Annotated in this window: 22 protein-coding genes, 1 pseudogene and 1 riboswitch; of the genes and pseudogenes, 20 read left to right on the top strand and 3 right to left on the bottom strand. The window is 37.9% G+C overall.

Annotated features, from left to right (window positions below; translation table 11 throughout):
• Nucleotides 1-51 precede the first annotated feature (51 nt).
• From ACO1DI_RS20315 to ACO1DI_RS20300, 4 genes are all read left to right on the top strand, one after another.
• The gene (locus ACO1DI_RS20315) at nucleotides 52-1,989 is read left to right on the top strand and encodes an ATP-dependent DNA helicase (RefSeq protein WP_182421177.1); all 1,938 of its coding nucleotides are present in this window, start codon (nucleotides 52-54) and stop codon (nucleotides 1,987-1,989) included.
• Nucleotides 1,990-2,114: 125 nt separating this feature from the next.
• On the top strand, nucleotides 2,115-3,632 hold the full coding sequence (locus tag ACO1DI_RS20310; protein ID WP_371905482.1) for a carboxypeptidase M32: 1,518 nt from the start codon (nucleotides 2,115-2,117) through the stop codon (nucleotides 3,630-3,632).
• 97 nt (nucleotides 3,633-3,729) lie between these two features.
• Nucleotides 3,730-3,831, top strand: a riboswitch (purine riboswitch).
• Between the two features lie 103 nt (nucleotides 3,832-3,934).
• Entirely contained in the window at nucleotides 3,935-4,528 is a 594-nt protein-coding gene (locus ACO1DI_RS20305; RefSeq protein WP_115653390.1) for a xanthine phosphoribosyltransferase, read from the top strand.
• 1 nt (nucleotide 4,529) lies between these two features.
• Nucleotides 4,530-5,840: a nucleobase:cation symporter-2 family protein gene (locus ACO1DI_RS20300; RefSeq protein WP_209368629.1), complete on the top strand. Its 1,311-nt coding sequence runs from the start codon at nucleotides 4,530-4,532 to the stop codon at nucleotides 5,838-5,840.
• A 107-nt stretch (nucleotides 5,841-5,947) separates the two neighbouring features.
• Here ACO1DI_RS20300 and ACO1DI_RS20295 read toward each other — a convergent pair.
• Nucleotides 5,948-6,807 (bottom strand): annotated as a pseudogene (locus ACO1DI_RS20295) (LysR family transcriptional regulator).
• Nucleotides 6,808-6,937: 130 nt separating this feature from the next.
• Between ACO1DI_RS20295 and ACO1DI_RS20290 the strand changes: the two are divergent.
• The 10 genes from ACO1DI_RS20290 to ACO1DI_RS20245 all read left to right on the top strand — a co-directional run bounded on the left by ACO1DI_RS20290 (nucleotide 6,938) and on the right by ACO1DI_RS20245 (nucleotide 17,551).
• Nucleotides 6,938-8,362, top strand: coding sequence for an NAD-dependent succinate-semialdehyde dehydrogenase (locus ACO1DI_RS20290; protein WP_140451004.1), 1,425 nt, complete (start codon nucleotides 6,938-6,940; stop codon nucleotides 8,360-8,362).
• A 390-nt stretch (nucleotides 8,363-8,752) separates the two neighbouring features.
• Entirely contained in the window at nucleotides 8,753-9,295 is a 543-nt protein-coding gene (locus tag ACO1DI_RS20285; RefSeq protein WP_013056162.1) for a GNAT family N-acetyltransferase, read from the top strand.
• A 223-nt stretch (nucleotides 9,296-9,518) separates the two neighbouring features.
• Nucleotides 9,519-10,604, top strand: coding sequence for a type III polyketide synthase (locus tag ACO1DI_RS20280; RefSeq protein WP_014460919.1), 1,086 nt, complete (start codon nucleotides 9,519-9,521; stop codon nucleotides 10,602-10,604).
• A gap of 5 nt (nucleotides 10,605-10,609) precedes the next feature.
• The gene (locus ACO1DI_RS20275) at nucleotides 10,610-11,167 is read left to right on the top strand and encodes an isoprenylcysteine carboxyl methyltransferase family protein (RefSeq protein WP_226555803.1); all 558 of its coding nucleotides are present in this window, start codon (nucleotides 10,610-10,612) and stop codon (nucleotides 11,165-11,167) included.
• Between the two features lie 384 nt (nucleotides 11,168-11,551).
• On the top strand, nucleotides 11,552-15,169 hold the full coding sequence (locus ACO1DI_RS20270) for a dynamin family protein (protein ID WP_371905483.1): 3,618 nt from the start codon (nucleotides 11,552-11,554) through the stop codon (nucleotides 15,167-15,169).
• A 5-nt stretch (nucleotides 15,170-15,174) separates the two neighbouring features.
• Nucleotides 15,175-15,948 (top strand): nucleotidyltransferase domain-containing protein, encoded by a 774-nt coding sequence (locus tag ACO1DI_RS20265; protein WP_014460916.1) that lies wholly within the window; start codon nucleotides 15,175-15,177, stop codon nucleotides 15,946-15,948.
• Nucleotides 15,945-16,202, top strand: a complete 258-nt coding sequence (locus ACO1DI_RS20260) for a DUF2533 family protein (protein WP_013082381.1) — start codon at nucleotides 15,945-15,947, stop codon at nucleotides 16,200-16,202. Before ACO1DI_RS20265 ends, ACO1DI_RS20260 begins: the two co-directional genes overlap by 4 nt.
• 105 nt (nucleotides 16,203-16,307) lie before the next feature.
• Entirely contained in the window at nucleotides 16,308-16,622 is a 315-nt protein-coding gene (locus tag ACO1DI_RS20255) for a hypothetical protein (RefSeq protein WP_013056168.1), read from the top strand.
• 130 nt (nucleotides 16,623-16,752) lie between these two features.
• Nucleotides 16,753-17,214 (top strand): divergent PAP2 family protein, encoded by a 462-nt coding sequence (locus ACO1DI_RS20250; protein ID WP_013056169.1) that lies wholly within the window; start codon nucleotides 16,753-16,755, stop codon nucleotides 17,212-17,214.
• 61 nt (nucleotides 17,215-17,275) lie between these two features.
• Nucleotides 17,276-17,551, top strand: a complete 276-nt coding sequence (locus tag ACO1DI_RS20245) for a DUF6123 family protein (RefSeq protein ID WP_014460914.1) — start codon at nucleotides 17,276-17,278, stop codon at nucleotides 17,549-17,551.
• Between the two features lie 6 nt (nucleotides 17,552-17,557).
• Here ACO1DI_RS20245 and ACO1DI_RS20240 read toward each other — a convergent pair whose 3' ends face one another.
• Nucleotides 17,558-17,956 carry a reverse transcriptase-like protein gene (locus tag ACO1DI_RS20240; RefSeq protein ID WP_033578453.1) on the bottom strand — a complete coding sequence of 133 codons (399 nt, stop codon included), beginning with the start codon at nucleotides 17,954-17,956 and terminating at the stop codon, nucleotides 17,558-17,560.
• A gap of 219 nt (nucleotides 17,957-18,175) precedes the next feature.
• Between ACO1DI_RS20240 and ACO1DI_RS20235 the strand changes: the two genes are divergently transcribed.
• Genes ACO1DI_RS20235 through ACO1DI_RS20225 form a run of 3 tightly spaced genes read left to right on the top strand, consistent with a single transcriptional unit; the run spans nucleotide 18,176 to nucleotide 19,370 of the window.
• The gene (locus tag ACO1DI_RS20235; protein ID WP_423145598.1) at nucleotides 18,176-18,829 is read left to right on the top strand and encodes a ribonuclease H family protein; all 654 of its coding nucleotides are present in this window, start codon (nucleotides 18,176-18,178) and stop codon (nucleotides 18,827-18,829) included.
• A gap of 29 nt (nucleotides 18,830-18,858) precedes the next feature.
• A complete protein-coding gene (locus ACO1DI_RS20230; RefSeq protein ID WP_013056173.1) occupies nucleotides 18,859-19,041 on the top strand; it encodes a zinc-finger domain-containing protein in 183 nt (60 codons plus the stop codon).
• A gap of 56 nt (nucleotides 19,042-19,097) precedes the next feature.
• Nucleotides 19,098-19,370: a DUF2564 family protein gene (locus tag ACO1DI_RS20225; protein ID WP_014460911.1), complete on the top strand. Its 273-nt coding sequence runs from the start codon at nucleotides 19,098-19,100 to the stop codon at nucleotides 19,368-19,370.
• A 59-nt stretch (nucleotides 19,371-19,429) separates the two neighbouring features.
• Here ACO1DI_RS20225 and cspD read toward each other — a convergent pair whose 3' ends face one another.
• Nucleotides 19,430-19,633: a cold-shock protein CspD gene (gene cspD / locus ACO1DI_RS20220; RefSeq protein WP_209368631.1), complete on the bottom strand. Its 204-nt coding sequence runs from the start codon at nucleotides 19,631-19,633 to the stop codon at nucleotides 19,430-19,432.
• Between the two features lie 277 nt (nucleotides 19,634-19,910).
• Here cspD and ACO1DI_RS20215 point away from each other — a divergent pair, with 277 nt between their 5' ends.
• The 3 genes from ACO1DI_RS20215 (at nucleotide 19,911) to ACO1DI_RS20205 (ending at nucleotide 26,115) form a co-directional block, all read left to right on the top strand.
• Nucleotides 19,911-20,198 carry a hypothetical protein gene (locus ACO1DI_RS20215; RefSeq protein WP_013056176.1) on the top strand — a complete coding sequence of 96 codons (288 nt, stop codon included), beginning with the start codon at nucleotides 19,911-19,913 and terminating at the stop codon, nucleotides 20,196-20,198.
• Between the two features lie 302 nt (nucleotides 20,199-20,500).
• Nucleotides 20,501-21,742: an MFS transporter gene (locus tag ACO1DI_RS20210; protein ID WP_115653393.1), complete on the top strand. Its 1,242-nt coding sequence runs from the start codon at nucleotides 20,501-20,503 to the stop codon at nucleotides 21,740-21,742.
• A gap of 167 nt (nucleotides 21,743-21,909) precedes the next feature.
• Nucleotides 21,910-26,115 (top strand): tetratricopeptide repeat protein, encoded by a 4,206-nt coding sequence (locus ACO1DI_RS20205; RefSeq protein ID WP_226555800.1) that lies wholly within the window; start codon nucleotides 21,910-21,912, stop codon nucleotides 26,113-26,115.
• Nucleotides 26,116-26,135: the final 20 nt, after the last annotated feature.

Genomic DNA, 26,135 nt, shown 5'->3' with positions numbered 1-26,135 from the left:
GAAGCTAATTTTTATTGATAGATATTTACATAAATAAAGGAGTCAGTATCGATGATGAGAGAGCGGTTGCCTTTTACAATTGAGCGGGATGAAAACTTTTTTGACAAATTAAATGAATGGATAGGTGATGTTTTTTATGATCATCTTCCAGAGGCGGGGTTAGAACTTCGGGATGAACAAATTTTTATGGCTTTTCAAATCGAACGAGCTTTTAAAGAAAAAAATGTAATCTTTGCAGAAGCAGGTGTAGGAACAGGGAAAACCATTGTGTATTTACTGTACGCTATTTGTTATGCAAGGTATATTGGCAAGCCGGCTATTATTGCCTGTGCGGATGAAACATTAATTGAACAGTTAGTAAAAGCCGAAGGAGACATTGCCAAGCTCTCTGGTATTTTAGATATTAACATGGATGTTCGCCTAGCAAAATCTCAAGATCAGTATCTGTGTTTAAAGAAATTAGATGCTGTGACAGCACGAACAGATAATGAAAACATTGAAGAAATTTACGATACGCTTCCTGATTTTGTTCATGATCATAGCGGTATGCAGTCGTTCTATCACTACGGAGACCGTAAAGAATATCCTCATTTAACGGATGAGGAATGGAATCAAATTAACTGGGATACGTTTCAAGACTGCTCTTCCTGTGAGCAGCGTCATAGATGCGGCTTAACGCTTTCACGTGAGCACTATAGAAAAGCGCATGACTTGATTATTTGCTCTCACGATTTTTACATGGAGCACATTTGGACATATGAAGCCCGCAAGCGTGAAGGACAGCTTCCGCTTCTTCCTGAAAGCAGCTGTGTTGTATTTGATGAAGGCCATCTGCTGGAATTTGCTGCACAAAAGGCTTTAACGTATCGCATTCAAGAAGATACGTTAGAAAACTTGTTAACGCGTCTGTTAGAAAATGACGTGCGAGAAGAATTTGCTGTGAAGATCGAGCACGCTATCGATGTGTATGCAATGTTTTTCGACCGTTTAAGTGAAGCAAGCACAGAAATCGTTGGTTCTAGCCGTAAAGAAGTAGCCCGCACAAACGGATTACAAAGTGTAGGAAAAGAACTTTTATCGCTGCTTGAGCATATCGGAAACGAGCTTGTGTTTGAGAGTGAGACTTATACAGTAGACGAATATACGCTGCGAATTGTAGATGAGTACCTAGATCAAATTGATTATTCGCTACGCTTATTTATGGACAACGAAAATGCCATCTACTGGGTGGAAGAAAACAACTGGCAGCTGACGTTGGTTATTATGCCGCAAGCAGTAAAAGACGTCTTAAAAGAACGAGTATTTGCGAAGAAAATACCGTATATTTTCACTTCTGCCACTCTTTCAGATAACCAATCGTTCGATTATTTAGCATATAGCTTAGGAATTGCAAAGCCGCTTTCTTTTTCCGTTGAATCGCCATTTGATTATGATGAGCAAATGAACATTGCGGTAAAAAATGTTTCAGATGATCAAGAAGAAGCGTTTGCTGAAAAATTTGCCTTTGCTGTCACTCAGCTCGAAAAAACGAACGGACGAGCACTTTTATTGTTTAACAGCAAAGAAGAATTAGAGATGTTCAAAGAAGTTTCCAAAGAGTTAGATCAGTACACGTTTTTATTTGAAGGCGATCAAGAGATCAGTAAATTAGTATCTCAGTTCCAAAGAGAAGAAGAAACGATTTTATGCGCTGTTCATTTGTGGGAAGGGTTGGATATTCCTGGACCTTCGCTATCTAATGTAATTATTTGGTCTCTGCCGTATCCGCCAAATGATCCGGTCTTTGAAGCAAAGCGCAATCAAGTAGTTGATCCATTTTGGGATGCAGATATGCCGTATATGCTTCTTCGCTTAAAGCAAGGAGTTGGAAGACTGATTCGCTCTCATAACGATAAGGGTCTAATTACGATCTTTATGCCAAAAAGCACAGATTCAAAAGTGCGTTCAATCATTGAACAAAATGTCCCAACGAAAATAGAAAACGTATAAAAAAGCGCGGTTGTAGCCGCGCTTTTTTATATGTATTAATAGATTGAATATTCAGTTATATACACGCCGTTACTATTATGATAAAATAATTTATGGTGAAATAAGGAAAGTAAGGAGGAAAAACAATGAGAGAAGACATACAGAAAATTGAGAAACAGTTTTATGAATACATGAATAAAATTAAAAGTTATCACGAGGCAATCGGAGTGATGTACTGGGATTTGAGGACGGGTGCTCCAAAAAAAGGGGCGGATCAGCGTTCTGAAGTGATTGGCATGATGTCATCAGAAGCGTTCAATCTTTCTGTTTCTGATGAAATGGCAGGTTTTATTGAGAAATTAACGAACCCTGAGTCGCAGCCTTACATAAACGATATTACGAAAAAAGCAGTGGAAGAATGTAAAAAAGAATATGACTTAAATAAAAAAATTCCTCCACATGAATATAAAGAATACGTTACATTAACTTCAAAAGCTGAGTCGGTTTGGGAAGACGCAAAAGAAAAAACAGATTTTGCTTTATTTCAACCGTACCTCGAAAAAATTGTAGCGTTCAATCAGAAGTTTGTGGATTATTGGGGGTATGAAGGGAACAAATATAACCGTTTACTGGATCTTTTTGAACCGGGGATGACGGTTGAAATTTTAGACGAGGTGTTTGGAAAGCTACGGGAGCATATTGTGCCTCTTGTTCAGCGAATCGCCGGGTCAAATACAAAGCCAAATACGGAATTTTTATTCCGTACTTTCCCAAAAGAAGCGCAAAAGCAATTTAGTCTAGACGTGTTAAAAACACTTGGCTATGATTTTGAAGCGGGGCGCCTTGATGAAACAGTTCATCCTTTTGCTACTGGCTTAAACCCGGGAGATGTGCGCATCACGACTAAATATGCCGAAAACGATTTTCGAACGGCTATTTTTGGAACAATTCACGAATGCGGCCATGCTTTATATGAGCAGAATATTTCAAAGGATCTTGTCGGTACAGTTCTATGTGAAGGTACTTCAATGGGAATTCACGAATCACAGTCGCTGTTTTTTGAGCAGTTTGTCGGTAAAAATAAGGCATTTTGGCAGCATAATTACGACGTACTAAAACAGCATGCGCCGGGGCAATTTGACGATGTAGGTTTAGAAGATTTTTACCGAGGAGTAAATGAGGCAAAACCGTCGCTTATTCGTATTGAAGCAGATGAGTTAACGTACCCTCTTCATATTATGATTCGTTACGAAATTGAAAAAGGATTGATAAACGGGGAGTATAAAGTTGAGGATTTACCGGAAATTTGGAATGAGAAATACGAAGAATATTTAGGAGTTCGTCCAAGTCACGACGGAGAAGGCGTGCTTCAGGACGTACACTGGGCCGGAGGAAGCTTTGGGTACTTCCCTTCCTACGCTCTTGGCTATATGTACGCAGCGCAGTTTAAGCATACCATGTTAAAAGATCTGCCTAATTATGATGAACTCCTCGAAAAAGGAGAAATTTCGCCGATCACAAATTGGCTAACAGAACACATTCATCAGTACGGAAAAATGAAAAAGCCTCTTGAAATTTTAAACGATGTAACGGGAGAAGGCTTAAATGTAGATTATTTAATTCAGTATCTAGAAAAGAAATATGGAGAAATTTATCACGTATAAAAGGCGCTATAAACGAATATTATGTTTTGTATCACAAGTAAATGTTCGAAAATATCATTTTTAGATATTTTCAAATAAAAGATTTGCTGATATAATACAATTAACTCAATAACGCACTCATATAATGACGAGAATATGGCTCGTAAGTATCTACCAAACTACCGTAAATAGTTTGACTATGGGTGAGCGATGAAGTTTGTTTTTCACTTTTGTGCGTAAAAGCTCAAAGACATTGCTCTACTCATATACGAGTGCAGCTATGTTTTTGAGCTTTTTTAATACAAACGTTGGAGGAACGAACTATGAAAGCTTTGCAAAACAAAATTTTAACAGATGGTATCGTATTATCGGACACGGTTTTAAAAGTAGACACATTTTTAAACCACCAAATGGATCCTGTATTGATGAAAGAAATTGGAGAAGAATTTGCTTTGCGTTTTGAAAATGCAGGAATTACGAAGATTTTAACGATTGAATCATCAGGCATTGCTCCAGCGATTATGACCGCATTGAGGCTAAACGTTGAGATGGTGTTTGCTAGAAAAAGAAAGTCTTTAACACTTCAAGACGGACTCATTACATCAAAAGTATATTCATTTACAAAAAAAGAAGAAAATGAAATTTCAGTTGCTGATAAATTTATTCAAGAAGATGACGTGATTTTAATTATTGATGACTTTTTAGCGAACGGCCAAGCTGCATTCGGCTTGATGGATATCGTACAAAAAGCAGGTGCTAAAGTAGGCGGCATTGGTATTGTTATTGAAAAAGCGTTTCAAGATGGAGGAAAACAAATTCGTAAATCAGGCGTTAAAGTAGAATCATTAGCGCGCATTCAGTCTTTATCAAATGGTAAAGTTACATTTGTTGAAGATAAACCAACAGTGGAGGTTTAAGATGAATAAAGGAAAAGTCTTTTCACTTGGTTTGCAGCATGTTTTAGCTATGTACGGAGGGGCAATTGTTGTTCCGCTTATTGTTGGAGGAGCCATTGGCTTGACACAGCAGCAGCTTACGTATTTAGTGGCGATTGACTTATTTATGTGCGGTGTGGCAACGCTACTCCAAGTATGGAAAAATCGTTTTTTTGGAATTGGTCTTCCAGTTGTATTAGGGTGTACGTTTACTGCCGTAGGACCTATGATTTCAATTGGAGGTTCTTACGGCGTTTCCTCCATATATGGTTCTATTATCGTCGCTGGTTTACTCATTGTCCTTCTTTCTGCTTTTTTAGGTAAATTGGTTAAGTTTTTCCCTCCTTTAGTTACAGGTTCCGTTGTAACGATCATTGGAATTACGTTAATTCCTGTAGCGATTAAAGATTTAGCCGGAGGAGAAGGAAGTAAAGATTTTGGCAGCTTGAGCAATTTAGGTTTAGGTTTTGGCGTTTTGCTATTAATTATTGTTCTGTATCGATTTACAAACGGATTTATGCGCTCCGTCTCTGTGTTATTAGGATTAGTTGTTGGAACAATTGCAGCGTCTTTTATGGGAAAAGTCGATTTTTCCGGCGTAAAAGAAGAAGCGTGGGTTCATATGCCACATGTGCTGTACTTTGGGATGCCAACTTTTAATATTATGGCCATTCTGACAATGTTCCTTGTTTTACTTGTTGGCATTGTCGAGTCAACAGGCGTTTATTTTGCCGTTAGTGATATTTGTAAAAAAGAAGTGGATGAAAAAGATTTATCTAAAGGCTATCGTGCAGAAGGATTGGCCATTTTATTAGGCGGATTTTTTAACGCATTTCCTTATACAGCGTATTCTCAAAATGTAGGACTTTTACAGTTGTCAGGTGTTCGCACAAGAAATGTTGTATTTGCAGCGAGTGGGATTTTAATCGTTTTGGGTTTCCTACCTAAAATCGCAGCCGTGACGACAGTTATCCCGAGCTCTGTACTTGGAGGAGCAATGGTAGCTATGTTTGGAATGGTAATCTCTTCAGGTATTAAAATCCTTAGTCAAGTTGATTTAGCAAAACAAGAAAACCTTCTTGTGATTGCATGTTCGGTTGGCATGGGTCTAGGGGTGACGGTTGTACCTGAACTCTTCAAAAACTTACCAGAGAGTCTTCAAGTTCTTACTGGAAGCGGTATTGTAATGGGGAGTTTTACAGCAATCTTTTTAAATATTGTCTTTAATATGATGAAATCACCACGTACGCAAGTTGCAGAAACAAAGTTAACAAATGAAGTAGTATCGAAATAAAAAGAGGCTAGGACAAAAGTATTTTAGTTGAAAAGATCCGAACGATTAATCGTTCGGATCTTTTCATTGTCATGGGGAACATAGGGCTAATTTGTTCATCTTTCCTCTTAAGAGCGTGTTTTGAAAAAAAGTGTATAAAGCATTTTTCCCACGTCAGGGTTTTTCGCCACTAATGAAATTTCTCTTTTGAATTTGAAGTCTGTAATGGGTAACGCTTTAATGTTTGAGCTTTGTAAATGGCGCATAAAAATTTCAGGGAGAATTGAAATACCTAAATTAGCTGAAATAAATCCCATAATGCTTTGAGCAAATTCAATTTCATTGGCAATGGGAATTTTTAAGTTATGACGATTGTACGCTTTTCTACTAGTGTCCGAACATCGCACCCTGGGGGGAGAACTACAATGGGTTCTTCTTTGAAATCTTCAAATGATACGTTTTCTTTTTCTGCTAACGGGTGCTGATCATTCACAAATAAATAAAAGTCTTCTTTGAATAATAGTTTTGACCAGTAAGTATGTTGAACCTCTCGATCATCAAATAAAGCCCCGTCAATTTGATTGCTTTCTAAATGCTCTAACAAATCATAATAGTGATGCGAGGTTTTTATATCAATATGACGATTGTGGTCTTTAGCAGAAGCCAGTTGATAAGGTAAGTAAAAAGCAGCCATACTCTGCCACGTTCCGATAGTTAAATCACAAGCTTCTTGCGTAGACACTAATTTTTTTTGAAGAGCATGAACGCTTGATAGTATGGATTCACCTTCTTGTAAAAGAATTTCACCTGCTGAGGTTAATTCTACTCCTGTAGCGGAGCGAATAAATAATGTTACTCCTAAATCTTCTTCTAGTTTTCTCATTTGCTTACTGAGCGCGGGCTGCGTCATATGCAGCTGTTCGCTTGCTTTGCTTAAGCTTTTTGTTTTGGCTGTTTCAATAAAAGACTCAAGCCATTCTGTTTTCATATTTATCACCTATAACCTTTTGTTATACCCATAGTATAGAAGGGAAGTTCTCATAAATCAATGAGGATGCTAGTGTATATAGTGTAGTTAACACAGCACAAAGAAATTCACACAACTAGGAGGATGAATGATGTATCCAAACAAACTATATATTAACGGTGAATGGACAACAACAGAAGAGAAAATTGATGTGATTAATCCAGCAACAAAAGAAGTTATAGGACAAATTCCAAAGGCAGGCGCAAAGGAAGCAGCACTTGCCGCTGATGCAGCGGCTGCAGCTTTTAAAACATGGTCGAAAAGAACCGCTCAAGAGCGCAGTTCTATTTTAATGAGATGGCATCAACTAATTGAAAATCATAAAGATGAACTAGCAGAAATTATGACAACGGAACAAGGCAAACCATTTGCAGAAGCAAAAGGTGAAGTGCAGTATGGCAATGATTATATTGCTTGGTTTGCTGAAGAAGGAAAGCGTGTATACGGTGAAACGATTCCAGCTCATCATACGCATAAACGCATTACGGTTAAAAAACAGCCTGTTGGCGTTGTAGCAGCTATTACGCCATGGAACTTCCCTGCAGCCATGATTACGCGTAAAGTGGCCCCAGCTCTTGCAGCAGGATGTACAATTGTTTTAAAACCATCGGAAGAAACACCATTTACAGCATTTCGTTTAGTAGAGCTCGCAGAAGAAGCGGGCGTTCCCAAAGGTGTGATTAATGTTGTTACTGGAGATGCAGCAGCTATTGGCGACACATGGCAAAAAGACGGACGCATCCGAAAATTAACATTTACTGGTTCAACAGCGGTTGGTAAACATCTAATGCGCGGTGCTGCTGATACTGTGAAAAAATTATCGCTGGAATTAGGTGGTCACGCACCGTTTATCGTAACAGAGAATGCAGATTTAGACGCAGCTGTAAACGGCGTAATTGCTTCTAAGTTTGTCAACGCAGGTCAAACGTGCATCTGCACAAACCGCGTATATGTACAAGAATCCATTGCAGATGTTTTCGTTGAAAAATTTGCAGCAAAAGCGGCGGAATTAACAGTAGGAAATGGATTAGAAGAAGGTACACAAGTTGGACCGTTAATCAACAACAAAGCGGTTGAGAAAGTAAAAGCACAAATTGCGGATGCAAAAAGTAAAGGAGCTAAAGTTGTAGTTGGCGGACAAGCTATAACAACTAAAAACGGTTTCTTTATGGAGCCGACAATTATTACAAATGTAACTGATGACATGAATTGCATGTTTGAAGAAACGTTTGGACCATTGGCACCTGTAGCAACATTCAAAACAGTAGAAGAAGCGGTAGAACGAGCAAACAATAGCCCTTATGGTTTAGCCGCTTACGTATTTACAGAAAACATTAAAGAAGCAACGTTTGTATCTGAAGAATTAGAATATGGCATTGTAGGAGTAAATGATGGCTCTCCATCTGCAGCTCAAGCTCCATTCGGCGGCTTTAAAGAAAGTGGTCTTGGACGTGAAGGAAGTCATTACGGCATTGAAGATTATTTAGAAGTAAAATATATCTCAATGGGACTTTAATAAAAAGTAGGACAAAAATATTTTAGTCGAAGTGAAATACGAACTAGCAACTAATAATCAAAATTATTGGTTGTTAGTTCGTATTTTTTTGTTGTTAAGATGGACGTAGCTTTCATGTGTTTCGTTGTGTCCCAGCCTTTTTTTATGCACTTTTGTAAAGAAAATTTGGAATAATAGTTCTTTAACACAATTAATTGCATTTCTAGGATGTCTGTGCAAGAATAAATATTTCAAAAATGGTTTAGCTTTGTTTAAAGCGTGGGTAATACAACAAATGCACATGATTGCTTGTTAGATGAAATGAAAAGCAGAACTTTACCACTGATAAATTACGCAAGCTAGAACCAAAATAGTAGTACTGAATAGTGAAAAATATAGGAGTTGATATAGATGATTACAGCAGAGAAAAACATAGTGAAATTTAAAGCAAAAGACGGACGTGAAGTCACTATTCGTCCCGCACAGGCAAGCGATGCAGAGCATATTACAACCGCGGTAAGAGAAATTATTGAAGCTGGGGAATTTATTCAAAAAGATGAGCCGCGCACAGTCCAAGAAGAGCAAGATTTTATTGCATCAGTAGAAAAGAACAATCACATGTATGTTGTAGCTGAAGTCGAAGGTGAAGTGCTTGGAATTGCACGTGTTCTTAGAGGCGAAATTAAAATGAAGCGCCACACGGGGCTCTTCCGTACATGGCTTATTTCAAAAGCACAGGGAATGGGAATAGGAAAGCAATTTATGAATTATACGCTAAACTGGTGCAAAGAAAATAATCTTCATAAACTTTCTTTAACTGTGTTTGCTTCTAACAAAGTGGCATACGAATTGTATAAAAAGGTAGGATTTGAACAAGAAGGCGTTATGAAAGAACAAGCTTATTTCAACAATGAATATGTAGATGAAATCTATATGTCCATTTTCTTTTCATAAAAAATAAGCACTTATTTTCGTCAATCCATAAATTGTATCTGTACATTCAGATTATTTGCGCTATAATAAAAGTGCACAACAAACATACACTTCTTCAAAACGTAGACTTTCCTGAGTTACAGGAAAGTTTTTTTGTGTTTCGCCTCTATTCCACTAAAAAGAATTGAATAAATCCCCAGCTATTACAAATGTTAAATGTAACGCAATCAAAGAGGTGAAGAGTATGCCAAAGATTATCTCAGTTGGATTTGGAGTTCCCCCCTATGAATTAACTCAGCAAGACACGCTGCTATTTGCAAAAGAACTTTTTTCCGAATCGTTTAAAGATATTAATCGTCTGCTTACCGTTTTTCAAAATGGTCAAATTGAGAAACGTAATTTTGCCAAAGACTTATCTTGGTTTCAAGAAGACCATACGTTTGAAGAAAAAAATGATGCTTTTATAGAATCTGCTGTTGAATTAGGTACAAAAGCAATTGAAGACTGTTTAACAAATAAGAACTATGTAAGTACCCCTTTGCCGTGTGGAGAAATTGAGGCTATTTTTTATGTTTCAACAAGCGGTTTAGCTACGCCGAGCATTGAAGCTCGAATTATGAATAAGCTTGCTTTCTCAGACCATACAAAAAGAATTCCTATTTGGGGATTAGGGTGTGCTGGAGGCGCGTCTGGGCTTTCAAGAGCTTATGAGTATTGCAAAGCCTTTCCGCGTGCCAAAGTCCTTGTTTTATCCATTGAGCTTTGCAGTTTAACTTTTCAGCGAAATGATCGTTCAAAAAGCAACTTAATCGGTACATCTTTATTTGCAGATGGAGTAGCGGCTGCTTTAGTCGCAGGTGACGAAGCTGATACCACTTTTGCCCTTGCAAAAAGCTATCCTTACATTTTACATACACAATCGACGCTCATGCCCAATTCAGAAGATGTAATGGGGTGGGAGATTAAAAATGATGGACTATTTGTTGTCTTTTCAAAAGATATTCCCACGATTATCGATTCATGGTTAGGGGGAGAAGTTGAGTCATTTTTACAAACACAGCATTTGACCAGTCGGGATTTAAGGCATTTTGTTGCTCATCCTGGAGGAAAAAAAGTGCTTGAAGCATATGTATCAACGCTGTCGTTAAACGAAAATATGATTGCTGATTCCCTAGATGTACTTAAAAACCATGGAAACATGTCTTCGGCAACCGTTTTGTATGTGCTAGACCGCTTTATGAAGAAAGAAATTTCGAGTAAAGAATACGGTTTGTTAACAGCTCTTGGCCCTGGATTTAGTTCTGAAATGCTTCTATTAGAGTGGAGGTAAAGCGATTGTTTTTTTATAGCTTTTTTGTATTTATTATCTTACAGCGTCTATGTGAATTGGTTATTGCCAAAAGAAATGAAGCTTGGATGAAGAAGCAGGGAGCATACGAAGCTGGTCAAAGTCACTACAAATGGATGGTAAGCATGCATGCCGCTTTTTTTGCTGCTCTTTTTACGGAAGTGTATGTGTTAAACGATGGAATGTATCACTTTTCTTTTTTGTTGTTTAGCTTTTTTGTGCTTGTGCAACTTGCAAGAATATGGGCTATTTCTTCGTTAGGAAAGTATTGGAATACAAAAATTATCGTTTTGCCTAATGCGAAGGTTGTGCTAAGAGGTCCTTATCGTTTTATGAAGCACCCTAACTATACAGTAGTAGCGGCAGAATTGGTGTTAGTTCCGCTTATGTTTCAGACATACTGGACGTTAGCTATTTTTTCTGTTTTCAATTTGTGTATATTAGCCGTCAGAATTCCCTTAGAAGAGCAAGCGTTAACGAATGAAACAAATTACGGCGAAGTCATGCAAAACAGGGGACGTTTCTTTCCTGTAAAAAAACCTTAAAACTAATTGAAAATGATTATCTTTCATGATAAGATAAAACAAATGATAAAGATTATCAATTTCATCAAGTAGAAACGGTGGTGGACGTAATGGTTAGTCTTTTTGTGATCGGAGCACTTGCTACATATGTTGGCGTCACAACGTATGTAATGAAAAATATTGAAAAAGCCCAAAAGGCGTAACATACATGCGGTGAATAAAAAGTACGATGCAAAGCTGTCAAATTATTGACAGCTTTTTTTATTGTTTTTGTAACTAAAAATTCAGTTTTTTATGGGAAAACGCATGTGAATCAAGTAAAATAGAGAAAGAATAAGCAGAAATGAAGATGGATAGAGAACATTTAAATACAGTCTTGAATGAGGCAAAAGGGGTAGAGTAATAATGGGTAAAGTGAGTGTGAAACATCAAGAAAATCTCCGATTGGAAGCATCTCTTTTTCATTTACATAAGCAATTTCAAGCAGCTGGAGATGAACAGCAGGCAGCAAAAGCAATACAGCTGTTAAAAAAGTGGGTAAACGGCGAATTTGTTGTAGCATTTTGCGGACATTTTTCGGCTGGAAAATCGAGCATGATTAACGAATTAATGGGGCAAGCAATTTTGCCTGCAAGTCCTATTCCAACAAGCGCAAACTTAGTATCAGTAAAAGCTGGGGATGAGCATGCAACCGTTTATTACCGCAAACAGCCGCCGGTGCGTTATGAAGCACCTTATGAGTATGAGCAAATTAAGCAGTTTGCTGTCGATGGAGATGAAGTAGAGTCCATTCATTTATCGATAGATACAGATGCTATTCCTAAAAATGTTGTGGTGATGGACACCCCGGGAATTGATTCCACAGATGATGCGCATCGTGTATCGACCGAGTCAGCTCTTCACTTAGCGGACGTTATTTTCTACGTGATGGATTATAATCATGTGCAGGCAGAATTAAATCTTCAATTTGCAAAACAGCTGCAAGAAGCTAATAAAACGCTCTATTTAATTGTAAATCAAATCGACAAACACCAAGAAGATCAGCTAACATTTCAAGCATTTAAAGAATCTGTAGAAACGTCATTTTTAAAGTGGAATGTCAGACCAGAAGGAATCTTCTATACGTCGTTAAAAGAGCCAACCAACCGTCATAATGACCTTTCGTACGTAAAATCTCTATTACTTGCTATGATGACGGAAAAAGAAAACCGACATCAGCATATTCAACATGCGATGCAAATGGTAATTGACGATCACCTTGCCTTTATTGAAGACCAAGAAGAAGAAAAGTTAACGATTCATGACGAGCTGCGCCATAAGCTGACGCTTGAGAACCATGAAATGAATAAGCAGCAAAAAGAGCAGCTTCTCGAAAAAGAAGCTGAAATGAGGCGTGCTGAAAAGCAGCTAGCAGAAACGTACCAACAAGAAACAGGTAAGATACTAAGCAACGCCAATTTAACACCATATGAAATGAGAGAAAAAGCTAGGCTGTTTTTAGAAACGACAAAGCCTGATTTTAAAGTAGGTCTTTTATTTGCTAAGAAGAAGACCGAGGAAGTAAAAAAAGAGCGGCTGACGTTATTTTTTGATGATATGAAAGAACGAGCAGCTTCTCAGCTGCAGTGGCACTTGCAGCAATATGTGCAAGAGCTGGTGAAAAATCAAAATCTTACAGACCCGGATCTTATACGTCAGGTTCAGCAGTTTGAAATTCCGTTAGAGCCGCATGATTTAATTGAAACGGTAAAGGCAGGAGCTACGATTAATGGTGATTATGTTTTAACGTATGCAAAAGATGTAGCTGATCATATTAAGAAAAAAGCGACACGATTATTATACGAGCTTTATGCGCAAATCGAACAGAGCAAAATCGAGCAAGATGAAGTAAAGCGTGAAAAAATTTATCAACACTTGCAGGAATGTGAAGCATTTGAAGAAGCGTATACATCTCTTCAGGAAATGAAAGCAAAATTGGCACGTAAAAAAGCGTTGCTTCAATCTTTACAGCAAACTGATGATGACCTAACGGCAGAAGATACGAACGAGTTGTCATATATGTTACAAGAAGAATATGAAACGGGCATCATGAAAGCTGAAGAAAAGCGTGAAGCTGTGAGTGAGCAGAAGTTAGTTTCACAGCCTGAGGAAGCTGTGCATGAAACAGGAACAGAAAAGGTTCTTCAAGATGTATCAGCTGTTCTCGAACAGCTCCGTTCATTTGGAAAGTTAGACCGCTTTATTAACAGGCTTCAAGAAAAGCGTAAAAAGCTATCAAATCAAACGTTTACCGTAGCTTTATTCGGAGCATTCAGTGCCGGTAAGTCATCTTTTGCTAATGCGTTGATTGGAGAAAGATTACTTCCAGTATCTCCGAACCCAACAACAGCAACCATCAATAAAATTATGCCTCCAACAGAAAAACGGCCGCATAAAACAGCTGTTGTGCAAATGAAAACAAACGAGCAGATGATCCAAGATTTAAATGGTGCGCTTAAGCTGTTTCATCATGAAGTAGAAACAATTGACGAAGCGCTAACGATTATTCCGACCCTGCAGGCAACAGAAGAGCTGCAGCTGCATTTGTCGTTTTTACAGGCAGTAGAAAAAGGCTACGGCGAAGTTAAGCAGCATATCGGTTCAGAAGTAGTAGTGGATACAGAAGGATTTCATGATTATGTAGCCAAAGAAGAAAAAGCGTGTTTTGTTCAATTTATTAACCTGTATTATGACTGTGAATTTACTCGCTTAGGCATTACGCTCGTTGATACACCCGGAGCTGATTCAATCAATGCGAGACACACGGGAGTAGCGTTTGAGTATATCAAAAATGCAGATGCCATTTTATTTGTAACGTATTATAATCATGCGTTTTCAAAAGCTGACCGCGAATTTCTTATTCAGCTGGGCCGTGTAAAAGATGTATTTGCGCTTGATAAAATGTTTTTCTTAGTAAATGCAGCGGACCTAGCCAGCTCGGATACAGAGCTACAGTTAGTACAGACGTACGTAAAAGAGCAGCTTGAACAGTATGGTATACGCTTTCCGCGCTTATACCCGGTATCGAGCTTGCAGGCTTTGCAAAACCACGAGGATAAAATGTTTTTGCCATTCAAAAATGCGTTTTATCGCTTCATAAATTATGAATTACCAGAGCTTGCTATCCAAAGTGTCTATGCAGATTTCGAACAAATTTTAGCAGTTGCCAATGAAATGAAACAGGTGCAAACAAAATCAGAAGTGGATAAAAAGCGATATATTCAATCTCTTCACATAAAAAATGAGCAGGTAGCAGCAAAACTGCATGAAATTCATTTTGAATATGAACAGCAGCAGTTTGACCGAGAATTAGAAGAGCTCTTATTTTATGTAAAAAAACGTCTGTTTGTGAGGTACGATGACTTCTTTAAAGAAGCTTTCAGTCCGGCAAACTTAAGAGATGATCGAGGTGAAAAGCAAAAGCAGCTGCGCCTGTGTTTGCAGGAGTTGTTAACGTCTATTTCCTTCGACGCAACGCAAGAAGTGCGTGCGACCACTTTGCGAATCGAAAAATACATCGTAAAATTAATCGAAGACTGGCATCGAATGATCATTACAAAGCTGCAGCGCTATGAACCGACGTTTACTCCAACGTTGAACTCGTTAGAGCCTCCAAATGGCAGTGAAGTTGTGACAAGTCATCAATTTGATGAGAATGAATCGTATCAAAAAGAGCTTTCACTGTATAAAAACAATAAAAGCTTTTTTGAAAAAAATGAGAAAGCAAAGCTTCACGCTGCTTTACTAGAACGTATTAAGCCAGACGTCAATCACTACATTGCGAAAGAAGAAGCCGCTCTTCATTCACACTATACCCATTTAGTGAATCAGTACGTTTTAGCGCATAAACAGTCTGTATCTGAAGAATGGTATGATTATTACAAACAGCTGCAAGCAGCCGTGTCTGAAGAACTTCCAATTCAAGAATTGGTAAGTACAATGACTGTGCTAGAACATGTATTGGAGGAAAGAAAGGGTCATTAATTTTTATGTCTACACACATAAATAAACGTTTACAGGAAATTGAAAAAGAATATAATGTGGAAATTTTGTTTGCATGTGAATCAGGCAGCCGTGCTTACGGACTCGACACGTTAGCGAGTGATTATGACGTCCGCTTTATATATAAGTATAAAGCATCACGCTATCTTCATCTCACTAGACCTCAAGAGGTCATTAATGTAGCAGAAGGCAATTGTGATATGCAAGGGTGGGATTTGTACAAAACCATTTATTTGTTTACAAAATCAAACCCTTCGCTTTATGAGTGGCTATGGTCGCCTTTTGTTTATTATCAGAAGCCATCGTTTGCTGAGCCACTTCGACAAATGATGGCTCAATCATATTCCTTAAAAGCATTGGGATATCATTATTTTAAAATTTTAACGATAAATAGTAAAAGAAATCTGACATCTTCTGTTACAATAGAGGATATAAAAGTGATGCTCCAACTGATTCGTGCATTTTTATCACTGAAAGTAGTAGTAAAGCAGCGCAGTTTCCCTGTCATTTTATTTGCCGATTTATGTAAGCAGGCAAATCTCGACAATAGGCAACAATCCATCATTGAGCAGTTTGTACAATGCAAGATAAGCGGGAAAGTTGCTTTTAATGAAAAGATGAAAAACTTTTTGGACAGCATGAAGAAAGAAGCTGCAGCGATAGAAAAAAGCCTAAAAGAATTACCGGAAAAGCAAATCAGTTATGAGGACATTAACTTATTTTTACTAACTCAGCATCATATAATGGAGGAAAGAACATGAGTGTACATAAAGAAATTTCAGCCCATTCTAAAAAACAGCACGAATTAGTACGTGCTTTTGCCAGCTTAGAAGCTCGACGCGAGCAAGCTATTGAAGCAGCTGTGCTTCTTTGCAAAGAAGGGAAGCCCTTTTCTGTAGACGGTATTAATGCTGTAACAGCGGAAATTAATGAGCTATCTCAAAAATATACCATCATTCCAGGCCGTAAAGTAGTGACAGAAGAAATGGTTAAAGAGTACGTAGCAAGAATATAAACGTGCTAAGCTCTGGTGTTTTTACCTTAATTTGAACAGGATATGACGTGCCGCTTGATCCATACTAATAGTGTACCAACGAGGTACAAATAGGAGGAGATAGCGATGGGTCGTCAAAAATTAGGTAATAAAAATGCGCAAGCGAATAACAATGCAAAGCATAATTATAACCAAGAGTTCTCTTCTGAGTTTAAAGCAAATCAGGCTCAAAAAGCAAAGCGTGCAAAAAGTGCAAATGACACTTATGCTGGGGAGTTTGCTTCTGAGTTCAACGTGCAACAAAACCAAAATAATTCTGTTAACAAGAAGTTAGAAGCTAATAAAAGTGCAAATAATCAATATGGACAAGAATTCGGCTCTTATGCTGAAGTTGAATCTGCCAAAATGAATAATGCTGCACAAAAAAAGCGTAAAAAATAACAGAACTGTTTCTAAAAACGCCGGGATTAGTCTGCTCTGTCAGCAGATTAGCCCGGCGTTTTTTGTTGGGCAATATTTGCTTGGGTACAAGATGTCAATCCATCGCAAACTATAGATGAGGTGAAGCAATATGAATAAAGGAATTGTCATTGCTCTTTCATCAATCGGTTTAGCACAAGCTTTAAAAATCCCAATTAAAAAGTATCAAACAGGAAAATGGGATATGCGGATGATTGCTGCGTCGGGTGGAATGCCAAGCTCTCATTCAGCCGGCGTATCTTCTTTGGCTACCTATGTAGCATTAAAAAGAGGTGTTTCTACAATTGACTTTGCGTTAGCATCTGTTTTTGGAATTATTGTGATGTACGATGCACAAGGAATTCGAAGGCAGACTGGCGAAATTACTATTAAAGTGAATACGTTAGATGAAGAAATTGAAAAGCTTGCGGGTCTTCCAGACGGAGGCTTTCACGATTTGACGGAACAGCGCTTGAAAGAAATGCTTGGGCATCAGCCCGAAGAAGTGATTGGCGGAGCCATTTTAGGAGTAGCACTTGGAGCAATTGGCTACTTTTTAGAAGGGAAATCATAGTCAAATAGCCAAAAGTAAGCTAAGATAAAGAAGAACCTTTGCAAAAGGATGGGACGAAAAAGTGACAAAAACAGCTCAAACCGTTGAAGAGTATCTTCTTTATCTTGAAGAAAAAGGCTTTCATTTAGCAGAAGATGCACGTGGATTTATTTCATTTGGTCAGCAGTATACGCGTGCAGCTGACGAGATGGTCATATTTACAATTGAATGGACACTAAAAGTACAAAAAGAATTTGACGGCAGTTTTTTTGTATCGCTCCTCGAGAATTTGACATCAAATCGTATTAGAAATCAAAAACAAGCCATTCAATATTTAAAGTCATCAGGTATGATTTAAGCAGGATTACATTCCTGCTTCTTTTTGATTAATGGCTTGTCTGGCCAGCTGATCAGCACCTGCATTTTGAGAGCTAGGGATCCACTTTATAAAAAATAAATCAAATTGACTGGACAATTTGAGGGCTTCTTCCAGTAAAGGAGCAAACGCTTTATTCTTAACGTATTCTTGGTTCATTGCGCGGTCTACTAGCTGAGAGTCCGTTCGAAAAGATACGCTCGTATACTTTTTTTCTAAACAAATTTTTAATGCATGAAGAAGTGCATGGTACTCTGCTTCATGATTCGTCATTGTCCCAAGAGCAATAGCGTAACGATGATGTTCACCATTTCCTTTAATTAAAATACCAGCTCCAGAAGGACCAGGGTTGCCAGCAGTGGCTCCGTCTATATAAACTTCAATCATCATACAGCCTCCTTGTTAAAACAATATAAGCTTAAACCATGTTTTTTCATCAATAGTATTGTATCATAAGTACTTCAGCTATTTTATATTAGCACGTATAAACGCTAAAATCCGCTTATTAGGTAAGAAAACTGTCATGAAAAGACATAATAGAAGATAAAATACAAAAAAGCAGAAAAAGTGTTGAATTCAAAATTGCTGATGAAAGGAATGCTCGTTATGAATTTCCAAATTGAATGGCATTATAAATCCTCGAAACATAAACAGTTAATTTTCACATCCGATTTTACAGATGCGAATGAGGCGCTAATGATTGTGGGTGATTTAGAAAAAACAGGTCGAACGAAGGAAATTTTTCTACTTGATGAGCAGCAGCAAAAATGGACTGTAAAAGAAGCGAAAAAGCTCTTACAGGAAGTACAGACAGAGCCTCACGATATTGTGGCATATTTTGACGGAGGCTATGAGCATGATACGCTCTTAGCGGGGCTTGGGGTTGTGATTTATTTGAAACAGAACAACAACTCTTACCGAATACGACGCAACTCAAGGTTGCAAGAGATTGAATCAAATAATGAGGCAGAGTATGCTGCTTTTTATTATTTAATACAAGAGCTTGAGGAACTTGGTGTTCATCATATACCGGTAACGTTTAGAGGTGACTCTCAGGTTGTATTAAATCAGCTGGCTGGGGAGTGGCCCTGTTTCGAAGAAGAGTTTAATCGGTACTTAGATCGAATAGAAGATAAAATGCAGGAACTTGGTATCCGACCCGTATATGAGCCTATTTCAAGGAAGGAAAATGAAGAGGCTGACCAGCTTGCTACTCAAGCTCTTCAAGGGATACCAATTGCTAGCAGGAAGCAAGTGTAACACACAGAACGAAATGGAGATGAACGAGAGTGGAACGTAAACAATTATTAGAAGAAGTAACGGAGTTATTGGATTACTACTGTAGTGATTGTTTTGTAAAAAAAACGTTTAATAAAGAAAAGGGCAAAACATACGCTCAAACGTTTTGTATTAAAGAGTGTACCGTAGGAGAAAAAATTAAGCAGTATGGAGATTTGCTGACTAAAAAGTAAGCGTGTATAATTTGCCGGCAGCAGCTTCATTCTATCCATATGGAGGTGTTCTTTCAATGGATAAGTTTTCAAATGAAGAAGTAACAACAGGATATAATGATTTAAAGCAAGTAGAAGTGTCTATTCAATCTGCTCAAAAGATGATTGGGACAGCTACGATGAGTATGAGTCCTCAGCAGCTTGAAGAGGCAACGAATGCGCTTAATGATGCAAAAGCACAGCTTCAATCTGCCAAAGCTCATGGCACAGGAGTAGACGAGCAATTTTTTCAGCAATGCATGCAGTCTATTCAAACATGTGAACAGCAGCTTACTGAGGCCAAACGCTAGGTATAACAAAAAAGAGACTCGGAAAAGAGTCTCTTTTACTATAAAATAAAAAGATCTATTTATGATAGCTTAGTGACATTAGCGGCTTGCGGGCCTCTATTGCCTTCTACAATTTCAAAAGATACCTCTTGTCCTTCTTCTAAGGATTTATAACCTTCGCCTTGGATGGCAGAAAAATGTACAAATACGTCGCTGCCGCCTTCAACTTCAATAAAGCCATAGCCTTTTTCATTGTTGAACCATTTTACTTTACCATTTTGCATAACTTGAATCCCCCTAGTACTGTGCAGCCTCATGCTGCTGAAACTCGAATTATCATTTCCAATAGAGGTAAATGATTGTTTATATTATATAATAATAAGAAATAAAGTTTCAATATTAAAATTTAATTTTTCTGAAAATTAAATTTTTATTTAACGTGGATACAGTACAACTATAACTAAAAAAATTTCTTATGAGATGAAAAATAACTGAAAATTTAGTTTATAATAAGAGTATAGTCAGCATAATTTTAACGCGGTGATAAGGAGTGGGTCGTGTATGTATCGTACACAAGTAAATGGAAAAGAAATCATTTTGTTATTTTCAACGCTCGAAGCAGCAAAGAGCCGCAGCAACCTAGAGAAAGAGCAAATTTATAAGCGCGTATTGCATTTAAATGAGCAGCTGCTAATGTTTCAAAATGGAACAAGCTTCACCATTGGCGATCCGTTAGGATTAATTGTAGCTCAAGTGAAAAAAAGTGATTTGACAACCATATATATCGAACATATCATTGATAAACAGTTTATGTATGATGGAGATGGTCATCGAGGTGAAGTAGTGTAACAAGATGACACCTATATATGAAGAAGCGTACGTAGATACTCGTACGCTTCTTCATATATAGGATTAAAAATATGTGATTTTACAAGTATTAACAGGGATAAATCACAAAGTTCAATAAATTAAAGAAGAACAGTGAAACCATGAATAGCAATCACCTTTTTAGCTAAAAAATATAGATACACATCATCTTATGTAATGAGATAGTTAAGCTTTAAAATCAATGAACACGAGAGGTTTTATAAAGCTTAAATTGAAAAACGTGTGATTGTGACGTTAATTAGAAGTAAGGTTTGGAGGACGCTATGGAAAGTAGAAAAAAATTGGATTTACTTGCTCTTGCTTCTGTGCCACTTATCATGACCCTCGGAAATTCAATGTTAATTCCGGTATTGCCGGTGATTGAAAAACGTCTACAGATAAGCTCGTTGCAGGTATCCATGATCATCACGGTCTACTCAATTTTCGCTATTTTTTTAATCCCGATTGCTGGTTATTTATCAGATCGATTTGGCCGCAAGAAAATTATTATTCCCAGTTTGCTGCTTGCTGCAGTAGGAGGGGCTTTAACAGGCTGGGCTTCATGGCAAATGGCCAATCCTTTCTGGGTTATTTTAATTGGCCGCGCGATTCAAGGAATAGGTTCAGCAGGAGCTATGCCTGTTGTGATGCCTTGTGTAGGAGATATGTTCAAAGACGAGCAAGAAATTACAAAAGGGCTAGGTTTAATTGAAACAGCTAATACGTTTGGGAAAGTACTAAGCCCAATACTGGGAGCTTTTTTAGCGGCTATGATTTGGTTTCTTCCTTTTTGGTTCATTCCTATTCTTTGCCTTATTTCGATTTTTTTGGTTATTTTTTTAGTGAAAGTTCCGAAAAATGATAGTTCTTCTGAATCTGAACAAAAAAAGAAAAGTATTACGCAGTTTTTGAAGGATTTGAAGAAGACGCTCAAAGAAAATATTGGATGGCTTATGGCTATTTTTATTTTAGGTGCCATTATTATGCTTGTATTATTCGGTGTTTTATTTTACCTATCGACCATACTAGAGGAGCGTTATCATATTGTGAATACAAAAAAAGGTTTAGTAATGGCTATTCCTTTGCTCGCTTTGTCTATTTCTTCTTTTGTGGCCGGGAAAAAAGTTGGAAACAATAAAATCGTTATGAAGTGGTCTGCTTTTTTTGGCTTTTTATTGTTAACATGTTCTTTCATCATTTTATTTTTTAATACGTCTCTTTTTAGTATTTTACTCACTTTAGTGCTTGGTGGAATTGGAATTGGAGCAGCTCTTCCCAGTCTTGATGCGCTTATTACAGAAGGAATTGAAAAGGAAGAGAGAGGAACCATTACGTCTCTTTACAGTTCGATGCGCTTTGTCGGAGTAGCAGCTGGGCCTCCTCTTTATACATTGCTTATGAAGTGGTCGGACATGGCTGTGTTCCAAACGTCTCTAGGGATTAGTGCAGTAGGTGCCATTTTAGTTTTAAAAGCTATCAAACCAAAACCTGAAGGCGGCGTAAAACTGAAGAAAGCTGAAGTGTGACTTTACGGAGCTGTCTTATGATAAAAGACAGCTTTTTGCTATTTAAAGACCCGTCAATATGCTTAAATTTATATTGTGTCTAGAAAAAATCCTTGAAATTTCTTATACTTCAATTTATAGACAGCAGATGCAATAGTTCTTATTTTATTGAATAAGGTGGTTTTGAATTGAGTATAAATTATCAGAAATTAAAAAGCATGGTGGATCATTATCAAATATTTGATCTTGTAGCGTATATAACAGAAGAAGTACAAAGCCTTCAACCAAAGAGCCTTGCGGGAATTGTGAAAGAATGGTTAACAAACTTACAAACGGAAGAAGAGCTGTACGAGCTTATCCGCTTTTGTGATGAAGCTTTATTAAATCGTTTAAGCCGAATGTTAACGACATATGGCTATCGTCGATTTGGCTCGATTCGAATGGTGACTCTTTATTGCGATGATCTCCTGCGCGAAGGCAAGATACTCGACGCTGATGATAGACTTTCTTTATTAATTTCTCAGCTGGATACGGAATCAGTGAAAGAGGAACAGCTTGAGAAAATCTATTTTTTAAAGGTAAGAATTCTTTTAGAAATGAAACAAGTGGATGAAGCTTCTAAGTGGATGAAACAAGTAACGTCACATAATCAAAAGGGTATGGCTGACAGATGGGGATATTTTTATTTGCAGCTCAACGACAGAATAAAAGCTGAATCCTGCTTAAAAGAAGGAACAGCATATAAGGAGAATGGAGATTTTTGCTATGCAATGCTCGCAGACTTATATGCGTATGAAGGGAAGCACGAACAATCGCTTGAAACAATTAACGAGGCTATTGGCCGCTATCCACAGCTTCCGTCCTTATATATGGATAAAGTGATGCGATTAAAAGATTTAAAAGAGTATTCTCTTTTGCTTGAAACGATTGAATTTATCGACTCAAAGTTACCCTATCACGATTATCAAGATTTTTTTACGCTGCTGCGCGCTGATATTTATTTTGAACAGCAGCAGCAATCTCAGCTTACGCATCTGCTCTCGACCAAGCGATGTTTAAAAGATTCACCTTATCAAAAATTAATCGGAAAGCATACAGACGATAAATCCAGTACAATCAAGCTTCCTATTGTACCAATTGTTCAAAAAGATAATTATTGCGTGCCAGCCAGTATGAGTATGATGTTAAGGCTTTTACATACCGAAAAAACACAGGATGAGATTGGAACTCGTATTTACGGAGGGTTAGGCTCCAAATTATCAACTGCGGTGAGCTACTTTGAATCTCTTGGCTTTGCAGCGATGTTTTTTACCGGCACAGTTGAACAGTTTAAAGAGCTATTAGACAAAGGGCTGCCTATTTTGGTCAGTCTGGAATTTGAACAAGCTTCCCACGTTCAAGTTGTATTTGGCTATGATGACGAACTTGAACTTTTTCATGTACAAGATGCTAATTTTCTAAGTCCAACTTATGTAGAATATAAAAATTTCGATCAGCATTACGCTAATTCGGGGTTTTTATCAATTGTTGCTTCTAAAACGGCAGCGAATCTCGCTTCACTTTCTAAAGAGCAAGATGTGTTTATTCGTCAGCTGTATGACTTAATCGAACTAGTTGAAGCGGATGAAGAGGCACACATTAACGATCTCGTTTCTTTATTAAAAGCAAACGAGCATGTTCCATTTGCCGCTATTTACAGTATGAAGCATTTGTACAGAAAAGAGCATGAAGCCTATATTCGTACGTGTATTAATCATGTGTTAGAGAAATATAGCAATCATGATTATCTTAAGCTTCACGCCGCATATGCCTTTTTTAAACTTGACGACAGTAAGGGAGCATCTTCCTTGTTACACCACATAGATAACAAAAAGCATAGCTCTTTTTATCACTATCTTAAAGGGAGAATTGCGCTGGATGAAGAGAAATATGATGAGGCTGTTGAAGCACTGCGCAGCTCACTGCAATTAGACGTAGAGCAGCATTTGAACTGGAGCTATTTAGCACTTGCATATATGTACAAAGGAAACCTCGAAAAGGCTTTTGAATGCTCGACTATTTCCTTAAATATGTATGGCGATGAATCTTATACACAAATCAATCACGGACTTATTTTAATGGAGAAAGAAAGATACGCGGAAGCCAGAAATCTTTTCGACGCATTATTAAAAGAAAACCCAAAAGATGCGCACAGCTGGTTTGAAAGAGCCCGTTGTGATGAACATTTAAAAAAGTTTCGTAAAGCTTACCGGGGATTTCAAGTAGCTAAACAGCTTTTGCCGACTGTTCCTTATCCATACCTTTCGATAGCTGATTTGCTACAATATCAACTAGAAAAAACGGACGAAGCTGAAAGCTATCTCAAAGAAGGCATGAAGCATCTTCCGAGCGACATGACAATTCGAGGAAGACTAGGCGATTTATACGTCGCGAATCAAAGGTACGAAGAAGCTATTGCTCTGTATAAAGAAGGCTTAAAAATAGAAGAAGATGCCCTTATGTATTTGGGCTTATCTTATGCGTATCTAGAAACAGGGGAACATTTAACGGCCGTTGATACGCTCACGCTTATTGCGCAGAAGTTTTCATCGAACAGCGACGTCCTGTTGGATGCAGGCAGCATGCTTTTAGATGCAGCAAAACAACAGGAGCTAGACAACCAAACGATAGAGTTTGGATTTGCTCTTTATGAAGAAGGAATTCATTTTGCTCAAACAGCGTTAGGTGAAGTGTTAGAGGCATATACGAGTTATTTAGAAGACACGGCTTTACTGACTCGTGGAATTAAGTTTTTAACCGCAGAACATCAAGATCACCCTAATGAGATTTTGTACATGTGCTATTTAGGCATATTATACGAACAAGCCAAGCAGCTAACAAAAAGTGAGAAACTTTATCAACAAGCGCTTCATATCAAGCAAGATGCTTTGCCATATTATCGGTTAGGTGAAATATATCAATCAATGAATCGCATTGCTGAAGCAAAAGAGGCCTTCCAAAAATGCTTAACTCTTGATAAAACATTTGAAGCCGCTTGTATGAAACTTGCCGAAATGGCTTGTGAAGAACAAAATCGTACGGCTGAAAGGAATTGGCTGCTTCAATGGATACAGCTGAATCCTATGGAAGTAAACGTTGAGCACGCAGCTTCACTTTGTGAAACAGAGAAAGAGTATGGAGAGCTGTTAGAGGTATTAAAAAGCGTAGCGGAAGTTGTGCTGCCTCAATGGCTCGCTGACAGCCATGCTCATGTGTATCGCCTAAAAGGAGACATTTCACAGGCTGAAACGTATCTAGAGAAGGCCCTTGAACTGGATCCACAGAATTCTGCTATTCGCCATCATCAGGCAAAATGGCTCATCATGGAGCAGAGATATGAAGAAGCTAGAAAAATTCTTGCAGAGCTACTAAGTGAGGATCCGGAAGATTACGCTCTATTTCAAACGTTCATGTCTAGCTTTCCAAATGGAAAAAAACTGTCTGGGCTTACGGCAGATTTAAAAAAGATAAAAATGGAAAAACAAAGAAAAAGCATGCTGTTTAAAAACGCAGCCGAGGCTTTAAATGAGTATGCCGATTCGATCGTAGAAGAGCAGCAAGGATCTATCTTCAAACGAAGCTTAGCAAAGTTCAAAGCAAAAGCAAAAACGGTTACGCTGCTTGGCTTAACGATTGAACTGTATGAACTTGCTATAAAAACGGATCGGAATAATAAAGAAGCTGTGCATGCATTTGCGGCTTTTTACGAAGAGAAAGGATTGATTGAAGATAGCATCACCGTGCTGAAAAAATCGCTGCATCAAAGCTGGGATTTTGATGTTGCCTATCATTTAGCCAATATACTTGTTAATATCCATGAAAATGAACAGGCTGCACATGAAGCGCTAAACTTAGTGCAAAAACTTCTTGAACAGCAGCCATATCATATAGATTTGCAGATATACCGAGCATTTATTTTGAGTAGCCTTGAAGAGGTAGAAAAATCGGAGGCAGCTTTTCAAGAATTACTTCAGCAGGAGATTTATCAGCCTGACATATATGCAGGACTAGCAAAACTGTATAATAAAACGGAACGTTATCATGAAACTGTTCAGCTTCTTCAAAAAGCAATTGAACAGCGTCAAGAGTATGAAGGAATGTATACCGATTTAGGTATCGCGTATCATTTAGAAGGTGAAACGGAAGCAGCAGCTTCGCTTATGATAACCAGAGTAGAAAGTGGAGACGAAGATCTTTTTGTTCGCTATAACTTGGCATGCTATCTAGCTGTTCTTGGAAAAACCGCTTCTGCTCAGGAAGAGTTGGATTATGTTTTAGCACACGATGAAACGGGAGAATTTTATGAAATGGCTATGGAAGACGATGAACTAAAAGGATTAACGGTAAGAAGGTAAAAAAAAGAAGCTGGGTTTCA

The sequence above is a fragment of the Priestia sp. 40 genome, from assembly GCF_049368575.1.
GTDB lineage: Bacteria > Bacillota > Bacilli > Bacillales > Bacillaceae_H > Priestia > Priestia zanthoxyli.
Note: the sequence above shows the minus strand (reverse complement) of the source record. Positions and strands in the feature narration are given on the sequence as shown.

Coding starts and splice junctions, on each gene's coding strand:
- ACO1DI_RS20225 (WP_014460911.1), top strand. CDS start 19,098: ATGGATAAGTTTTCAAATGAAGAAGTAACAACAGGATATAATGATTTA.
- ACO1DI_RS20250 (WP_013056169.1), top strand. CDS start 16,753: ATGAATAAAGGAATTGTCATTGCTCTTTCATCAATCGGTTTAGCACAA.
- ACO1DI_RS20315 (WP_182421177.1), top strand. CDS start 52: ATGATGAGAGAGCGGTTGCCTTTTACAATTGAGCGGGATGAAAACTTT.
- ACO1DI_RS20290 (WP_140451004.1), top strand. CDS start 6,938: ATGTATCCAAACAAACTATATATTAACGGTGAATGGACAACAACAGAA.
- ACO1DI_RS20255 (WP_013056168.1), top strand. CDS start 16,308: ATGGGTCGTCAAAAATTAGGTAATAAAAATGCGCAAGCGAATAACAAT.
- ACO1DI_RS20210 (WP_115653393.1), top strand. CDS start 20,501: ATGGAAAGTAGAAAAAAATTGGATTTACTTGCTCTTGCTTCTGTGCCA.
- ACO1DI_RS20265 (WP_014460916.1), top strand. CDS start 15,175: ATGTCTACACACATAAATAAACGTTTACAGGAAATTGAAAAAGAATAT.
- ACO1DI_RS20310 (WP_371905482.1), top strand. CDS start 2,115: ATGAGAGAAGACATACAGAAAATTGAGAAACAGTTTTATGAATACATG.
- cspD (WP_209368631.1), bottom strand. CDS start 19,633: ATGCAAAATGGTAAAGTAAAATGGTTCAACAATGAAAAAGGCTATGGC.
- ACO1DI_RS20270 (WP_371905483.1), top strand. CDS start 11,552: ATGGGTAAAGTGAGTGTGAAACATCAAGAAAATCTCCGATTGGAAGCA.
- ACO1DI_RS20260 (WP_013082381.1), top strand. CDS start 15,945: ATGAGTGTACATAAAGAAATTTCAGCCCATTCTAAAAAACAGCACGAA.
- ACO1DI_RS20305 (WP_115653390.1), top strand. CDS start 3,935: ATGAAAGCTTTGCAAAACAAAATTTTAACAGATGGTATCGTATTATCG.
- ACO1DI_RS20235 (WP_423145598.1), top strand. CDS start 18,176: ATGAATTTCCAAATTGAATGGCATTATAAATCCTCGAAACATAAACAG.
- ACO1DI_RS20280 (WP_014460919.1), top strand. CDS start 9,519: ATGCCAAAGATTATCTCAGTTGGATTTGGAGTTCCCCCCTATGAATTA.
- ACO1DI_RS20285 (WP_013056162.1), top strand. CDS start 8,753: ATGATTACAGCAGAGAAAAACATAGTGAAATTTAAAGCAAAAGACGGA.
- ACO1DI_RS20240 (WP_033578453.1), bottom strand. CDS start 17,956: ATGATTGAAGTTTATATAGACGGAGCCACTGCTGGCAACCCTGGTCCT.
- ACO1DI_RS20215 (WP_013056176.1), top strand. CDS start 19,911: ATGTATCGTACACAAGTAAATGGAAAAGAAATCATTTTGTTATTTTCA.
- ACO1DI_RS20300 (WP_209368629.1), top strand. CDS start 4,530: ATGAATAAAGGAAAAGTCTTTTCACTTGGTTTGCAGCATGTTTTAGCT.